The following is a 16,302-nucleotide window of genomic DNA, read 5'->3' on the forward strand; positions in this document are numbered from 1 at the left end:
CCTCGACCCGAGGGTGGCGAGCGGGATGTACGCGGCGTGGCGGCGGGCCGCCCCGGCCGCCACCGCCCCGCCGGGGACCCTCCCGCTGCTGCGCGAGCTGCTGGCGATGCGGGTGACGGCCGCGCCCTTCGGGGCGATGGCGCCGCTCAAGCCGGTGCAGGACGACCGGGGCCGGGTCATCCGGCAGACCGACTGGCCGCTGACCGGCGGTGAGCTGACCGCCGTACGGATCGTGTACGACACGGCGGGCAAGGTGCCGGTGAAGGCGGAGTTCCAGCACATCGAGACCGGGACGTCGTGGCAGCGCACCGAGAACCTGCCGCAGAGCGCCGAGTTCGACCTCGGCCCCGGAAAGGTCCAACTCTCCACCCGCCTCGGCCAGGACCACGACCTGGGCTGGCTCAGGAGCCGTCCCACCGACTCGCAGGAGCCCGGTGTCACCGCCACCCTGCTGCCCGGACTGCCCCCGCTCACCCTGTTCGTGTCCCGGCCCGCCGAGGACGGCCGGGTGCACGTGGTCGTGGACAACGGGGAGACCCAGCAGTGGATGCTGAGCCGTGGCGAACCCCCGAAGCAGATCACCTACGGGAGCTACGAACTGACGCTGCGGTTCACCCCCGGCAGCGAGCCCCCGGCCGTCGAGATCGGGATCGCCACCGTGCCGGAGCCCGCCAACCGCTATGTGCTGCCGCTGGATTCGGTCCAGGATTCCGTCACCGTCGGAAGCTGGGTGGCCATCGAGCGACCCCGCAAGGGCTCCGGCGAGCCGGACGGCATCCCGGGCGACAAGAACCTCGCCTCCGTGACCACCCGTGTCGTCGCCGTGCGCACCGCCGCGTACACCAACTACGGCATCACCGGCCGCGGCACCCAGCTCACGCTCGCCGACCCGTGGCTCGACGAACACGATGTGCTGCTCTCGGCGATCCGCGACACCACCGTGCACGCGGGCGGTGAGCCGCTGCGCCCGGCGGACGAGCCGCTGGGCGAGGACGTGCACGGCAACGAGATCGAGCTGGCCGAGCTGTACGACGGGCTGCGGCCGGGCCGCCGGATCGTCGTCTCCGGTGAGCGCGCCGACATCCCGGGCCCGGCCGGGCCGGGCGGTCCGACGCCGGTCCGGGGTACGGAGCTGGCGGTGATCGCCGCGGTGGACCAGCGTGTCGACCCCGAACTGCCCGGCGACCACGTCCACACCACCCTCACCCTCACCGCCGATCTGGCCTACCGCTACCGCCGGGAGACGGTCCGAGTCCAGGGCAATGTGGTGCCCGCCACCCACGGCGAGAGCCGTGACGAGCCCATCGGCAGCGGCGACCCCGCCCTGGCCAACCAGACCTTCGCACTGTGGCAGTCGCCACTGACCTGGCTCCCCGCGGACAACCCCCTAGGTGCCACCCCCGCCCTCGACATACGCGTCGACGGGCTGCTGTGGCACCGGGTGGACAGCCTCGCCGGCCGTGGCCCGTACGAGCGCGTCTACGTCACCGGGACCACCGGCGACGGGCGGACCACGGTGACCTTCGGCGACGGGGTGCACGGCGCCCGCCTGCCCAGCGGCCACGAGAACGTACGGGCCCGCTACCGCTTCGGCACCGGCAAGGCCGCCAACGTTCCCGCGGACCGCGTCACCCAGGCCCTGACCCGGCCGCTGGGCGTCACCGCCGTCACCAACCCGCAGCCCGCCACCGGTGGCGCGGACGGCGACGGCCCGGGGATGACCCGGCGCACCATCCCGCTCGCGGTCTCCGCGCTCGACCGGCTGGTCTCCCTCCAGGACTACGAGGACTTCGCCCGATCCCGCGCGGGCATCGGCCGGGCCCTGGCCCGCGACCTGTTCGACGGGCGGCGCAAGGTGCTGCATGTCACCGTGGCCGGGGTGGACGACGCGCCGATCGGCGAGGACGCGGAGGTGCTGCGCGCCCTGCGCACCTCGCTGGCCGCCTACGGGGACACCCGGCTGCCGGTCCGGGTGGATGTGCGCGAGCTGGTGCTGCTGGTGCTGGTGGCGCGGGTGAAGGTGGCGCCGGACCACTCCTGGGAGCTGGTCGAACCCCGGCTGCGTCAGGCCCTGCTGCGGCAACTGGGCTATCCCGGCCGCGAGTTGGGACAGCCCGCCGTGCTCTCCGAGGTTCTGGCCACCGCCCAGTCGGTGCCCGGTGTGGACTATGTGGACGTGGACGCCTTCACCGGTGTCCCGGCCTCCAGCACCCCGCAGGAGCTGGCCGACCTGGCAGGCCGGCTCACCGAGCCCAGCGCCGTGGTCCCCGCCCGGCCCGCCGAGTACGCGGAGGACACCTACCGGGTCACCGCCACCGATGGCGAGACGCTCACGGACATCGCCGCACACCACGGCATCCCGCTCGCCGAACTGCTGCGCCTCAACCCCGACATCACCGACACCCGCCGGCTCGCCAAGGGCCGCTCGGTGTCCGTCTTCCGTGGCATCCGCCCGGCGCGGCTCGCGCTGCTGTCACCCGATGTCCCGGACACGCTGATCCTTACGGAGGTCACCTCATGAGCAGGGAGCCGGACGGGCTCGCCGAGCTGCTGCCGCAGTGGCATCGCCTCAGGGACGCCGAGGCGGGCGAGCCCCTGCGCGCCCTGCTCGCCGTGATCGCCGAGCAGGTCGATCGGGTACGCGACGGGGCCGAGCGGAGTTATGACGACTGGTTCGTGGAGACCGCCACCGCATGGGTGCTGCCCTACCTCGGCGATCTGGTGGGCTACCGCCCGCTGCCCGGCTACGAACGGGTCCTGGCCACCGGACTGCGCGACGGCGGGCCGCCGGACGCGTCCCGGGCGCGGCTGGCCGAGGCACTGGCGCCGCGCCGCGATGTCGCCGCCACCGTGGCCAACCGGCGGCGCAAGGGCACGCTCGCGCTGCTGGAGGAGCTGTCCGCGTCGGTGGCCGGATGGCCCGCCCGCGCCGTGGAGTTCTCCCGGCTCACCGCACACCAGCAGCCGGTCAAGCTGTACGGCGGGACGGGCGGCGCGGCGGCGGACCTGCGCAGGCTCTCCCGGGGCCGGCTCGCCGATCTGCGCGACGGGGCGGCGCTCGACCTGGCGGGCGGGCCGTTCGGGACGGTGGCGCGCTCGGTGGACGTACGGCGCGCGGGCTCCCGCCGCAGGCAGGGCGGCCACACCCCGGCCGGGGTCGGGCTGTTCGTCTGGCGGCTGAAGCCCTACCGCGTGACCAAGGCGCCCGCGTACTGCATCGACCGGGCCCGCAACCTCTACACCTTCTCGATCCTCGGCAATGACACCCCGCTGGTGACCCGGCCCGAATCCGAGCCGTCCGCCGCCCGCCCCCTGCCTTCGGCGGGGGGACCCCCGGCCGCCATCGACAACGTGCCCGCGTACATCCGCCGACGGCAGCTCGCGGACCACCTTCTCGACTATTACGGTCCGGGCAAGAGCTTCACCGTCTGGCGGGACGGCCACGACGAGCCCGTGCCGCCGTCGGACATCGTGGTGGCCGATCTGACGGACTGGCGCTACCGGGCCAAGCGCGGCCAGGTGGTCATTGACCCCGAGCGCGGCCGGATCGCCTTCGGCTCGCGCGCGGCGCCGCGCCACGGCGTCTGGGTCACCTACCACTACGCGTACGCCGACGACATGGGCGGCGGGGAGTACGAGCGGGACGACCGCGAGACCTCCCCGGCCGCGGAGGTCTACCGGGTCGGGCCGGGCTGCGCCCATCAGCGGATCATGGACGCCTACCGGCAGTGGCAGCACGACCGGCGGAGCGGGCGGTGCGGCCCCGAGGGCATCATCGAGATCACCCACAGCGGCGCCTACCAGGAGCAGCTCGACTTCGACCTGGACCCGGGCGACCGCCTCGAACTGCGCGCCGCCGAGGGCACCCGGCCGGTGATCCGGCTGCTGGACTGGTACAGCAACCGCCCCGACGCGCTCAACATCCGGGCGCGGGAGGAACCGGAGCACACCGGTGGCCAGGCGCCGCGCATCGTGCTGGACGGGCTGCTGATCGCCGGGCGCGGCCTCAATGTCACCGGGCCGGTCGGCACCGTCGTGCTGCGCCACTGCACCCTCGTCCCCGGCTGGTCCCTGGAGCCGGAGTGCGAACCCCGCTCGCCCGACGAACCCAGTCTGGTCCTGGAGCGCACCACCGCATGCGTCCAGATCGAGCGCAGCATCCTCGGCACCATCGAGGTCATCGGCGAGGAGGTGCACACCGACCCGCTCGCCATCCACATCCGCGACTCCATCCTGGACGCCACCGGACATGACCGCCCGGCGCTGTCCGCCCCGGACTGCCGCCACGCCCACGCCGTACTGCACGCCCACCGCACCACCGTCATCGGCGAAGTGCGCACCCACGCCGTCCAGATCGGCGAGAACAGCATCTTCACCGGGCGGATGCACGTGGCCCGGCGCGGCGTCGGATGTCTGCGGTTCAGCCATGTGCCACCGGGCTCGCGCACCCCGCGCCGCTACCGCTGCCAGCCGGACCTGGTGGGGGCCGAGGAGGCGTGGCGAGTGCGGCCGCTGTTCAGCGGCGAGCGGTACGGCACCCCGGTGTACGGGCAGTTGGCGGCCGGATGCGCGCAGGAGATCCGCCGGGGCGCCGAGGACGGCGCCGAGATGGGCGCCTTCCACGACCTGTACCAGCCGCAGCGCGAGGACAGCCTGCGGGCGCGGCTCGCGGAGTACGCCCCGGCGGGCACGGACGCGGGAGTCATCGCCGTGACCTGACCCGACGTCACCCCGACCCCGGCCCACTCGTCCGGGCCCGAGCCCGCGCCCGCCAGACTTCCGAACCTTCCGAGGGGGACCCCTTCCATGCACGCCGATCTCTCCCGTCTCACCTTCCGGCCCGACCGGCGCTACTCCGCCGTCGTCGCCCAGCAGGGCCGCGTACAGCTCGACGCCGACGCCAACGAGCAGACCGCGATCCAGCTCCACCAGGCCCGTACGCTGGCCGCCGACCTGATCGGGCAGCACGGCGGCCCGGCCGCGGACGCCGGTTTCCACATCACCTTCAAGGGCGGCAGCCGCGATCTGGACGACCTGATCATCGAGGGCGGCCGCTACTACGTCGACGGCATCCTGTGCGACGCGACCCGGCCGCTGCCCGGTGTGCCGGTCGACGACGAGGCGACGGACGGGGCCACCGGCAAGGAGGGCGAGGCCGACGCGCCGGAGCCGGACGAGCCGCCCGCCACCTGGACCTACTGGGACCAGCCCGACGCCTACCGGGACCCGGAGCGGCCGGGCGACCGGCTGCCGGAGCAGCGGCCGTTCCTGGTCTGCCTCAAGGTGTGGGAGCGGTCGGTCACCGCGGCCGAGGACCCGGCGCTGCGCGAGGTGGCCCTCGGCTCGGCGATGCCGGACACCGCGGCGCGGGTCAAGCTGGTCTGGCAGGTGCTGCCGCTGGAAGGCTCGGCCCTGGAGCTGGAGAACCCGGAAGGGGCGAACAAGGACCAGGTCGGCAAGGCGTTCGAGGCGTGGGCGCGGAAGGCGTCGGCGCCCGGGTCCCGGCTGGCGGCCCGTGGCGAGCGGCCGGAACACGCGGATGAGGACCCCTGCCTGGTGCGGCCGGACGCGCGCTACCGGGGGCCGGAGAACCAGCTCTACCGGGTGGAGATCCACGAGGGCGGTACGGCGAAGGAGGCGACCTTCAAATGGTCCCGGGAGAACGGCTCGGTGGTCTTCCCGGTCGATGAACTCGACGGCACCTGGGTGGAGTTGGCGTCGCTGGGCGGTGACGACAAGCTGGATCTGGGGGTCGGGGACCTGGTGGAGTTCGTGGACACGGCCTACACCAGCCGGGGTGAACCGCTGCCGCTGCTGCGGGTGGAGGAGGTCGACCTGCCGGGGCGGCGGGTGCGGCTGTCCGGTGAGCCGGAGCCGGGCGTCGGACGCCGCCCCGAGCTGCGGCCCTTCCTGCGCCGCTGGGACCACCGGGAGAGCGCCCGGCGCCCGCGCAAGGGCGCGGCGGCGCGGCTCAGGCACGGTGCGCTCAAGGTCGAGGAGGGCCGCTGGCTGCCGCTGGAGGACGGTGTCGAGGTGTACTTCGCCGCCGATGGCGCCTACCGCTCCGGGGACCACTGGCTGATCCCGGCCCGCACCGCCACCGGCACCGTGGAGTGGCCGGTGAACGCGGCCCGCACCCCGCTGCTCCGGGCCCCGGCCGGGATCCAGGTGCACTACGCGCCGCTGGCGTGGGTGACGGCCGAGCAGGCGGAGCTGGATCTGCGGATGGTGTTCGGGCCGCTGGCCACGCCTGCCCCGGCCGCTGACGCGCGGGCGCTCGCGGCGGAGGCCGAGGCGGCGGCGGAGACCAGGGCCGGGGAGGACGCCGAGCGCGAAGCGTAGGCCCGTCCGGAGCCGATTGAGTTCCGTGACCGTGGCATCCGTACATCACCATGCCGAATCCCTGAGGAGCATATCCATGGCCACGCCGCTCACCGCCGACCGTCTGCTCAAGGCGCTTCGCGACGAGGGACTGGAAGTTCATGAGTACCGCGACTGGCGCACTCACAACCGCAACTCCAAGGGCCCCTGGGGCCCGGTCAACGGGGTGATGATCCATCACACCGTCACCAAGGGCACGGACTCCTCCGTGGCGCTGTGCTACGACGGACACTCCGCGCTGCCGGGGCCGCTGTGCCACGGCGTCATCGACAAGGCAGGCGCGGTCCATATGGTCGGCCACGGCCGCGCCAACCACGCGGGCCTGGGCGACAGCGACGTGCTCAGAGCCGTTGTCGACGAATCCACGCTGCCCCCCGACAACGAGGCCGACACCGATGGCAACCGCCACTTCTACGGCTTCGAGTGCATCAACCTCGGCGATGGCGAGGACCCCTGGCCGGAGGCGCAGAAGCTGGCGATCGAGAAGGTGTCCGCGGCCATCTGCCGCGCCCATGGCTGGACCCAGCGGTCGGTGATCGGCCATCTGGAGTGGCAGCCGGGCAAGGTCGACCCGCGTGGTTTCACGATGGACTCCATGCGCGGCCGCATCGCGGGGCGGCTCGACGCCAAGCCGGACGGCCCGGCCCCCAAGCCGCCCGCGGCCTATGAGCCGTTCCCGGGCACCGACTTCTTCCGCGCCGGCCGCGACAGCAAGATCATCACGGCGATGGGCAAGCGGCTGGTGGCCGAGGGCTGCGGACGCTACGAGGAGGGCCCGAGCCCCGAGTGGACCGAGGCGGACCGCAAGTCCTACGCGGCCTGGCAGCGCAAACTGGGCTACTCCGGCGATGACGCGGACGGCATCCCCGGCAAGACGAGCTGGGACAAGCTGCGCGTGCCGAACGTCTAGGGTCCTTCTGGCGGAGATCAGCCAGAAGAGCCCCAGCCGCGGCATAGGTTTCCCCTGCCCCGGGGCGGAGCGAGCAGAGGGTCAGCGGTCCTCGCTTCCGCGCCCGGGGCATTCCGCGTCCAGCAGCGGATCGATACCGGCCCGCAGGAAGCGCAGCAGGGTGTCGTCCGGTGTGGCGGCCAGCGCCGGTGAGCGGATGGCCAGCCGCAGCAGGGTGATGCCCATCAGCCACGCGGCCAGCAACTCGGCCCGCAGCTCGGCGTCCTCGCCCTCCAGGCGCCGCGCGAATCCTTGCGAGAACACCTCGGTGACCTCCTCGCGCAGCCTCCCCACGGTCTCCTCCCGGCTGGAGGAGCGGAGCTTGGTCAGCAGCGGATGCGGGGCCTCCTCCTCGGTGGGCCCCATCGAGACCACTTCGCAGATCCACGCCGACACCTCGTCCAGCGGCAGATGGCACAGCGGCTCGAACAGCCCGGTGCTGGTCGACACGGCGTCGAACAGCGCCTCCTTTGAGCCGAAATAGCGGTAGACCAGGGCGGCGTCCACCCCCGCGTCCTTGGCGATGTCGCGCACGCTGCTGCGGTCGTAGCCGTACCTGGCGAAACGCAGCGCGGCGGCCCCCAGCAGTGCGCTGCGCGTGCCCGCCGCGTCATATCTGCGGGTCCGCGGGGGGAGATCGTCGCACCCTCGCGGGTCGCTTGCCCGATTCACCTGTCGTACCTCCGCCTGGACCGTGTCGTACATGCTGTCGATTCAGCCTCGCATGTCCAGAAGTCATCCACCGTTGTCATCGATTGTTGACCAAGATCGGGGTCAACGCGTTATGTTTTGTCAACGCGTGGTGACTTTGGTCGCCGGCTCGCGCGGTCCCGCCGGACGAGGATGCCCGGCATACTCGTCTCCCAGCCGGGTGGCCGCCGGGCCGGTCCCTGCCACGTGCCCGCATCTGACCCCCAGCAGAAGTGGTGAACCCCTGTGCAGATACGACGCGTGGCCGTGGTGGGCACCGGATACGTCGGACTGACCACCGGCGCCTGTCTGGCCACTCTCGGCCATCGAGTGGTGTGCGCGGACACCGACCGCCACAAGGTGGAGCGGCTCCGGCGGGGCGAGGTCGACATCCTCGAGCCCCGCCTGCCCGAACTCGTCCGCGAGGGACTGGACTTGGGTCGGCTGGAGTTCGTCCCGGACACCCGGGCCGCGGTCGCCGACGCCGATGTGGTGTTCCTGTGCCTGCCGACCCCGATGGGCGTCGGCGGCGCCGCCGACCTGGCCGCCGTCGAGGCCGTGGCGGACCAGATCCGTGACGAACTGCCGCACGGCAGCGTGGTGGTCAACAAGTCCACCGTGCCCGTCGGCACCGCCGAGCGCGTCGCCGCGCTGCTGGACCGTCCGGACGTGGCCGTGGTGAGCAACCCGGAGTTCCTCCGGGAAGGTTACGCGGTGCGCGACTTCCTCCACCCCGACCGCATCGTGGTCGGCGCCGCGGACCAGGACGCGGCACGGCGGGTGGCCGGTCTGTACGCCGGACTGGATGCCCCGCTGGTGCTCACCGACGCCGCGGGCGCCGAACTCGCCAAGTACGCCGCCAACTTCTTCCTGGCCATGAAGCTCTCCTTCGCCAACAACCTCGCCACGCTGTGCGAGCACTTCGGCGCCGATGTGGACCATGTGCTCGCGGGCATCGGCCACGACCCGCGCATCGGCTCGGCGTTCCTCAGGCCGGGTCCCGGCTGGGGCGGCTCCTGCCTGCCCAAGGACACCCACGCCCTGCTGACGATCTGCCAGGAGTCGGGCGTGGACTTCCCGCTGCTGGGCGCCACCATCGAGACCAACGTCGAGCACCAGCGGCGGCTCGTCGAGCGCGTGGTGGCCGGGTGCACACCGGGCGACGGCTCGCTGCACGGCGTACGACTGGCCGTGCTGGGCCTGGCCTTCAAGGCGGGCACCTCCGACCTGCGCGACTCACCGGCCCTGGCCATCGCCCGGCTGCTCAAGGAGCGGGGCGCCGAACTCCACGCCTACGACCCCGCCCTGACCGAAACCCGCCCCGACCTCAGCGATCTGCTCACCCTCGCCGACACCCCCGAAGCGGCCCTGAGGGGAGCGCGCGCCTGTCTCGTCCTCACCGAGTGGCCGGAGTTCCGCGACCTCGACTGGGAGCACATCGCCGGACTGCTCGGATCCCCGCACGTCTACGACTTCCGCAATCTGCTCGACCCGGAGCGGCTCCGCCGCGCCGGGCTCACCTGCGAGGGCATCGGCCGCACGCCCGCGATGGCGAGCTGACCGCCCCACCAGCCCCCTCTCGCCCCACCACCCCCCCTCTCGCCGTACGAGACCCTTCCCACAGAAAGGCCCCTGCGTTGCGGGTCATGTTCACCACGCTCGGCAGCCCCTCCCACGGCCGGGCCCAGCTTCCCCTGGCCCGGTCCCTCGCGGCCGCCGGCCATGAGGTGCTGGTCGTCACCACCCCGGCCCTCGCCTTCGTCTTCGAACGGGAGGAGGTGCGGGTGACCAGCGTCATCGGCGACTTCAGCCCGTCCGCCTACCTCGGCACCGTCCTGGCCGAGGAGAACGCCCAGGGCGCTCCGCCGGAGATGGCCGGCGAGGAGCCGCAGGCGCGCATACTGCGCCTCATGACCAAGGCCCTCTCCGGCCCGACGGCCACGATGCTGCTGGACACCCTGCTCCCCGTGGCACACGACTTCCGCCCCGACCTCATCCTGCGCGACGGCATGGACCTCGCCTCGTGCGTCATCGCCGAAGCGCTCGCCATACCGCAGCTCTCCACCCCCTCCGGGGCCTCCAACACCTTCGACCCGGCCGGAATCCTGCCGGGCCTCAACACCCTGCGGAAGCGGCAGGGGCTGTCCACCGTCGAGGACCCGCTGTCGCTCATCCCGCACGGGCGCGTCGACTACGTACCGCCCGCCTTCTCCTTCGCCCGGCATCTGCCGGCCTCCTGGTCCTACCGGCAGACGGTGGACGTGGACCGTGGCGCCGCGCTGCCGCGCTGGGTCGCCGAACTGCCCACCGACCGGCCCCTGGTGTTCGCCGCCATCGGCACCGCGATCCCCATGTTCCACGGCAACAAGGAGGCGGAAGTCCCCGCGTCGCCCATGCCGGTGCCGGATCCGGTGGACACGCTGCGCGCCATGATCCAGGGGCTGTCGAAGCTGGAGGAGTGCACCGTCGTCCTCGCCACCTCCGGTATCCCCGTGGACACCGACGGGGTGCCGCCGCATGTGCACATCACCGAGCGGCTGCCACAGCCCCTGCTGCTGGAATCCGTGGATCTCTTCCTCACCCACGGCGGCTTCAACAGCATCCGCGAATCGATGCGCACCGCGACACCGATGGCGGTGCTGCCGCAGTTCGGCGATCAGCCCGGCAACGCACAGCGGGTCGAGGAACTCGGCCTCGGCCGGCACATCACCGACCCCACGCCGGACGGCATCACCACCGTCTGCCGTGAGCTGCTGGCAGACGACGACTGCCGCGCCGTGGCCCGCCGGGCGCGGCTGGAGATGCTGGCGCTGCCGGAGATCGACAGTGCCGTCGCCGACCTGGAGAAGATCGCCGGATAACACCGGCTTCCGGAGCCCGGGCCGTGCGCCCGGGCTCCGGGCCCCGCTCCGGGCTTCGAGGCCCCGGCTTTCCCTGGCTCCCCACGCGCGGCAGAGAAGGTTCGCAGGTACGTATGTCGTCCTCATCCACCACCACCGAGCCCATCGAGCCCACCGAGCCCACCGAGCCCATCGAGCCCGCCGAGCCCCAGAGCCCCGCCCGGCTGTCCCACCGCCAGGTCGTCACCGTGCTGTCCGGGCTGATGCTCGGCATGTTCCTCGCCGCGCTCGACCAGACCGTGGTCTCCTCGGCGCTGCGCACCATCGCCGACGATCTGCACGGCCTCACCGCCCAGGCGTGGGTGACCACCGCCTATCTCGTCACCGGCACCATCGTCACCCCGCTGTACGGGAAGCTCTCCGACATCTACGGCCGCCGGCCGGTCTATCTGACCGCCATCGTGCTGTTCACCTTCGGGTCGCTGCTGTGCGGATTCGCCACGTCCATCCACCAGCTCGCGGCCTTCCGGGCGGTCCAGGGCCTCGGCGGTGGCGGACTGATGTCCCTGGCCATGACGATCATCGCCGACATCACCTCGCCACGGGAGCGCGGCCGCTACCAGGGCTACATCACGGCGGTCTTCGCCGGTTCCAGTGTCGTCGGCCCCCTGGTGGGCGGGGTGTTCGCCGGGCGCGCCACGCTGGTGGGGCTGGACGGCTGGCGCTGGATCTTCCTGGTCAACATCCCGCTGGCGGCCCTCGCCATCGTGGTGATCCTGCGGGTGCTGCACGTGCCCCACCAGCCCGTACGGCACCGCCTCGACTATGGCGGGGCGCTGACGCTGGCGCTCGGGATCGTGCCCCTGCTCATCGTCGCCGAACAGGGGCGGAGCTGGGGCTGGGGCTCGCCCCGGGCGCTGGTGATGTACGCGGTGGGAGTGGTCGGGCTGGTCTCGTTCGTGCTGCTGGAGCGGCGGATGGCGGACGCCGCGCTGCTGCCGGTCAAACTGTTCCGCATCCGCGCGTTCCGGCTGGGCACCGTGCTGCACTTCACGGTGGGCATCACCATGTTCGGCGCCATGACGACGCTGCCGCTGTATCTCCAGCTCGCCAAGGGCATGAGTCCGATGAAGGCGGGCCTGGCCACGCTGCCCACCATGGTGGCGAATGTGACCGTGACCCTGGTGGTGGGCCGGCTGATGTCACGGACCGGCCGGTTCAAGGTGCATCTGGTGGCGGGCGTCGGCTCCCTCACCGTCGCCATGCTGGTGTTCGCCACGCTGAGGGACGACAGCCCGCTGTGGTACGTCGCCATCGGCATGGTGTTCATGGGGGCCGGGCTGGGCGCGGCGATGCAGACGATCACCACACTCGCCCAGTCCGAGGTGCCCGGGCGGGACATGGGAGCGGCCACCGCGTCGGTGAACTTCTTCCGCTCCAACGGCGGCACGGTGGGCGCCGCCGCCTTCCTGTCCATCCTCTTCTCCCTGGCCGGTTCGCGGATCAGCGAGCGCCTCGCGGTGGCCTCCGAGGACGCGTCGTTCCGCCGGATGGCCGATGAACCGGGGAACGCGGAGGCGCTGAAGGGCGTCCTGCGGCCCGACGGTGGAGTGAACCTGGAGGACTCGGCCTTCCTCCGCCACCTCGATCCGGGCGTGGCGCAGCCGTTCCTGGAGGGCTATGTCAGTGCCCTGCGCGTGGTGTTCCTCACCGGGGCCGCGGTGGGCCTGATCGCCCTCGTGATCGCCGCCTGGCGGGTGCCGAACACCCAGCTCTCCGCCGACTGACCCGGTCGGCGGAGAGCGGGCGGACACCGAGGCGACGAGCGGGGACGGACAGGGGGGGCGCCCGGGGCGCCACCGCACGGCCCGTAGGAAACCCGGGGCCTACCAGGGCGCCGGAGTGCCGTCCCAGGAGAAGAACCCACCGGTGGGCCCGGTGTCCGGCAGAAGGGCGAGCCGGACCGCGCCCGCCGCGGCCTCGGCCGGATCCCCGTCGCTCTCGGCGGCCCGGGAGTTCAGATCGGTCTTGCGCAGCCCGGGAGCCAGTGCGTTGACCTTGAAGCCCTCGGACGCCAGGGCCTGTGCGGTGTAGAGGGTCAGGGCGTTCAGGGCCGTCTTGGAGGAGCGATAGGCCGCGCCCGATCCGGCGGAGAAGACGAACTGATGCTCCGGGTCCGCGCTCCAGGTCAGCGAACCGGTGCCGCTGGAGACATTCACGATCCGGGGCGCGGGCGAGCGGCGCAGGGCCGGAAGAAAGGCGTTGGTGACGGCGAGAACACCGAAGACGTTGGTCTCATACGTCCGGCGGAAGCCATCGAGATCCGCGTCGGGCGCCGTGGCGCCGTCCACCATGATGCCCGCGTTGTTGACCAGGATGTCCAGCCGGTCCAGTTGCGCGGCGGCCGTGGCGATGCTTTCCGGGTCGGTCACGTCGAGCACCATCAGCCGGGCGCCGCCGCCGATCTCCTCGACGGCCCGGCGCCCCCGCTCGGCGTCGCGCGAGCCCACATACACGGTGAGCCCCTCGGCGGCGAGCTGATGTGCGATGTGCTTGCCGATGCCCTTGTTGGCACCGGTGACCAGTGCTGTGCGATTGTTCATGACATCAAGGGTTCCCCGGCCACGGCCACCCTGCCAGGGACAACCTGTACCAGGCAGCCGAAGGAGGCAGCATGGCGAGGCACGAACTGGCCCGCTTCCTGCGGGACCGCCGCGAGGGGCTGCGCCCCCAGGACATCGGTCTGCCCGCCGATCCCCACCGCCGTACGCCGGGTCTGCGGCGGGAGGAGGTGGCGGAGCTGGCCCATATGTCGGTCGACTACTACACCCGCCTGGAACAGGCCCGGGGCCCGAGGCCCTCGCCGCGCATCCTGGACGGGCTGGCGGGGGCGCTGCGGCTTACGCCCGCCGAGCGCAGCCATCTGTTCCGGCTCGCGGGGACGAGCGCGCCCCCGGGCGTGCGGGCGGTGCGGCGGGTCCGCCCGCATATCGTCCAGATGCTGCGGCGGCTGCCCGACACCGGGGCGATCGTCACCGACGCGGCCTACGACGTGGTCGCGTGGAACCCGCTGGCGCAGGCCCTGCTCGGCGACGACCTCGGCCGGCACAGCAACCTCGCCCGCCGCCGTTTCCTGGACCGGGGCCACGCGTACGAAAGCTCCAGCGCCGAGGAGTTCGGCCGCATCGTGGTCGCACGGCTGCGCCGGGCCGCCGACCGCTACCCCCATGACACGGCGCTCACCACGCTGCTGGGCGAACTGCGCACCGGCAGCGAGGAGTTCCGGCAGATCTGGGACGAGCGTCCGGTCCATGCGCCCGGCCACCGGACCAAGACCATCGACCACCCCACGGCCGGAACGCTCAAACTGAACTGCGACGTCCTGCTGGTACCCGAGGACGACCAGGAGGTGGTCCTGATCACGGCCGACCCCGGGTCGCCCTCCGCCCGTACGATCCGCCGGCTCGCGGGCGCGGCGGCGTTCTGAGGCGTGGCCTGCGCGCCGTCAGTTCCGTGAATTGCCGAACAGCAGACGGTACAGAACGAGGAGAACGAACGCGCCGCCGATCGCCGCGCCCCAGGTGGCGGGGTCGAAGAACTCCTTCTGGACCTCCCGGTCGAAGAACTGCGCGGAGATCCAGCCGCCCACGAAGGCCCCCGCTATGCCGATGATCGTGGTGCCGACCAGCCCGCCCGGGTCACGCCCGGGGAGAAGAATCTTGGCGATGACTCCGGCCAGCAGGCCGAGGATGATCCAGCTCACGATACCCACGTTGTCGTCCCCTTCGTTGTGCTCTGGTGCGGTTGTGCCGTGCCGGGGTGAGCGGCTTGATCTGCGGATGCCCAGGGGAGCGGGCGCCATGCCTGAACAGCGCGTGAAGAACGCTGGTCAGCCATAGGACAGATGGGAACAGGGGTCGTCGTCGGCGGAGCGGGCGTCCTCGGCCACCTTCGAGGGCAGCGTGGAGGGCGTGGCGGGTGTGGAGGCGCCGGGCGAGGGCGCGGTGAGATACGTCTGCCCCAGGGTGAGACTGATGCCCGGGGTGGTGGCGGGCCGCAGTCCGGCGCCGGGGAAGAGCTGGGCCACGGTCTTGGCCTCGTCCCGCTCGCCGGGGCCGTAGCCGATCACCGTGGTGGCGTGGTCCTGGCTGCCGGCGTTCGTGGCGCCGGCCACGGTGAAGCCATGTGTGGTGAGGGTGTGCGCGGCACGTGCGGCGAGCCCGGGGGTGGTGGTGCCGTTGTACACGGTGACGCTGATGCTCTCGCCCGCCACGGTGGACGTGGCGCTCGGGGTGCCGCTCGGGGTGGCGGGGGCCCGACGCCCGTCCTTCCTCCCACCGGCCGCCTTCCCGTCGATGGTGCGGTCGGCCCTGATGTCGGCCCACAGCGCATCGGCGTCGGGCTGGACCACGGCCACTCGTTCGCCCTGGTAGCGCCAGGGGATGGTGAGGAACTTGGTGTTGTGCAGATCGATGTCCTTCAGCGACATGGCGAAGGACATCAGCTTCTTGGCCGACCCGAGCCCCGGGTCCACGGTCATGGACTTGGTGGCCGCGTCCGCCAGCGGATACAGCGTGGTCGGGTCGAAGCCCTGGCCCTTCACCTTCTTGAGCAGACCGGAGATGAACGCCTGCTGCCGCTGTATGCGCCCGATGTCGGAACCGTCACCGATGCCGTGGCGGATGCGGACGTAGTCCAGCGCCTTCTGCCCGGATACCGTCTGCACCCCCTTGCTGAAGATGCGCTTGCCGCGGGTGCTCCGGTTGGGGCTCAGATCGCGTTGATAGACGTTCTGGGGTACGCACACCTGCACCCCGCCGACCGCCGAGGTCATCCGCGCGAAGCCCTCGAAGTCGATGACGACGGTGTGGTCCATGCGCAGCCCGGTCAGCTTCTCGACGGTGTTCTGGGTGCAGGCCGGGTTGCCCTGTGCCGTCTCGCCCACCGAGAACGCCGAGTTGAACATGGTGTTCCGCTGCGTCCTGGTCCACTTGCCGTCGGGCAGCCGGCACGGCGGGATGTCGACCAGGGTGTCGCGGGGGATCGACACCCCGACCGCGTGCTTGCCATCGGAGTAGACATGCAGCAGGAGGGCGGTGTCCGAACGGCCCACGTCCCCGGTGCCGCCGCCCAGCTTGCTGTTGTCGCCCGACCGGGTGTCCGATCCGATGACCAGCAGGTTCTGACCGGCGGCGTTGCCCTCGGGCCGATTGTCCGAGAGGCCGTCCGCCCCGAAGGTGGTGATATTGCCGTTCAGCTTGAAGTAGATCCAGCCCACCCCGCCACCGAGCAGCACCAGGAACGACACCACGATCAGCAGAGCGATCCGCAGCGGGCGGCGCCCCTTGCGCTGCCCGTCCGCGTCGGCCGACCCCGTGCCAGGGCTCCCCGTCGTCTCCCCGACTCTGCCTGTCATGCGCGTCCTTCGTCCGGCGGCTGTTC

The 16,302-nt window shown here is 72.0% G+C and carries 12 protein-coding genes; 8 read left to right on the forward strand and 4 right to left on the reverse strand.

Translation table 11 applies throughout. The features are described 5' to 3' along the window. The 4 genes from KN815_RS10830 to KN815_RS10845 all read left to right on the forward strand — a co-directional run. Positions 1-2,521 (forward strand): putative baseplate assembly protein (locus tag KN815_RS10830; protein ID WP_216341565.1); only part of this gene is annotated, 2,521 nt, incomplete at its 5' end. Beyond that, the gene (locus KN815_RS10835; RefSeq protein WP_216341566.1) at positions 2,518-4,719 is read left to right on the forward strand and encodes a hypothetical protein; all 2,202 of its coding nucleotides are present in this window, start codon (positions 2,518-2,520) and stop codon (positions 4,717-4,719) included. The genes KN815_RS10830 and KN815_RS10835, both read left to right, overlap by 4 nt. Before the next feature lie 87 nt (positions 4,720-4,806). Next, positions 4,807-6,342 carry a DUF6519 domain-containing protein gene (locus KN815_RS10840; protein ID WP_216341567.1) on the forward strand — a complete coding sequence of 512 codons (1,536 nt, stop codon included), beginning with the start codon at positions 4,807-4,809 and terminating at the stop codon, positions 6,340-6,342. A gap of 76 nt (positions 6,343-6,418) precedes the next feature. Continuing rightward, positions 6,419-7,291 carry a peptidoglycan-binding protein gene (locus KN815_RS10845; RefSeq protein ID WP_216341568.1) on the forward strand — a complete coding sequence of 291 codons (873 nt, stop codon included), beginning with the start codon at positions 6,419-6,421 and terminating at the stop codon, positions 7,289-7,291. 81 nt (positions 7,292-7,372) lie between these two features. On the opposite strand, the gene KN815_RS10850 is transcribed toward KN815_RS10845, so the two are convergent. Continuing rightward, complete coding sequence (locus KN815_RS10850; RefSeq protein WP_216341569.1) at positions 7,373-8,035, reverse strand: TetR/AcrR family transcriptional regulator; 663 nt, start codon at positions 8,033-8,035, stop codon at positions 7,373-7,375. Positions 8,036-8,266: 231 nt separating this feature from the next. On the opposite strand from KN815_RS10850, the gene KN815_RS10855 reads away from it, so the two are divergent. The 3 genes from KN815_RS10855 (at position 8,267) to KN815_RS10865 (ending at position 12,647) form a co-directional block, all read left to right on the forward strand. Further along, the gene (locus KN815_RS10855) at positions 8,267-9,580 is read left to right on the forward strand and encodes a UDP-glucose dehydrogenase family protein (RefSeq protein WP_253208892.1); all 1,314 of its coding nucleotides are present in this window, start codon (positions 8,267-8,269) and stop codon (positions 9,578-9,580) included. Positions 9,581-9,666: 86 nt separating this feature from the next. Beyond that, the gene (locus KN815_RS10860) at positions 9,667-10,881 is read left to right on the forward strand and encodes a glycosyltransferase (RefSeq protein ID WP_216341570.1); all 1,215 of its coding nucleotides are present in this window, start codon (positions 9,667-9,669) and stop codon (positions 10,879-10,881) included. A 113-nt stretch (positions 10,882-10,994) separates the two neighbouring features. Then, a complete protein-coding gene (locus KN815_RS10865) occupies positions 10,995-12,647 on the forward strand; it encodes an MDR family MFS transporter (RefSeq protein WP_253208893.1) in 1,653 nt (550 codons plus the stop codon). Positions 12,648-12,746: 99 nt separating this feature from the next. On the opposite strand, the gene KN815_RS10870 is transcribed toward KN815_RS10865, so the two are convergent. After that, positions 12,747-13,463 carry an SDR family oxidoreductase gene (locus KN815_RS10870; protein WP_216341571.1) on the reverse strand — a complete coding sequence of 239 codons (717 nt, stop codon included), beginning with the start codon at positions 13,461-13,463 and terminating at the stop codon, positions 12,747-12,749. A 71-nt stretch (positions 13,464-13,534) separates the two neighbouring features. Between KN815_RS10870 and KN815_RS10875 the strand changes: the two genes are divergently transcribed. Continuing rightward, positions 13,535-14,347 carry a helix-turn-helix transcriptional regulator gene (locus KN815_RS10875; protein ID WP_216341572.1) on the forward strand — a complete coding sequence of 271 codons (813 nt, stop codon included), beginning with the start codon at positions 13,535-13,537 and terminating at the stop codon, positions 14,345-14,347. 18 nt (positions 14,348-14,365) lie between these two features. On the opposite strand, the gene KN815_RS10880 is transcribed toward KN815_RS10875, so the two are convergent. Next, positions 14,366-14,632 carry a GlsB/YeaQ/YmgE family stress response membrane protein gene (locus tag KN815_RS10880; RefSeq protein ID WP_211127266.1) on the reverse strand — a complete coding sequence of 89 codons (267 nt, stop codon included), beginning with the start codon at positions 14,630-14,632 and terminating at the stop codon, positions 14,366-14,368. A gap of 117 nt (positions 14,633-14,749) precedes the next feature. Beyond that, positions 14,750-16,276 (reverse strand): LCP family protein, encoded by a 1,527-nt coding sequence (locus KN815_RS10885; protein WP_216341573.1) that lies wholly within the window; start codon positions 16,274-16,276, stop codon positions 14,750-14,752. Between the last annotated feature and the right edge of the window lie 26 nt (positions 16,277-16,302).

Source organism: Streptomyces niphimycinicus, assembly GCF_018883605.1.
Classification (GTDB): Bacteria; Actinomycetota; Actinomycetes; order Streptomycetales; family Streptomycetaceae; genus Streptomyces; species Streptomyces niphimycinicus.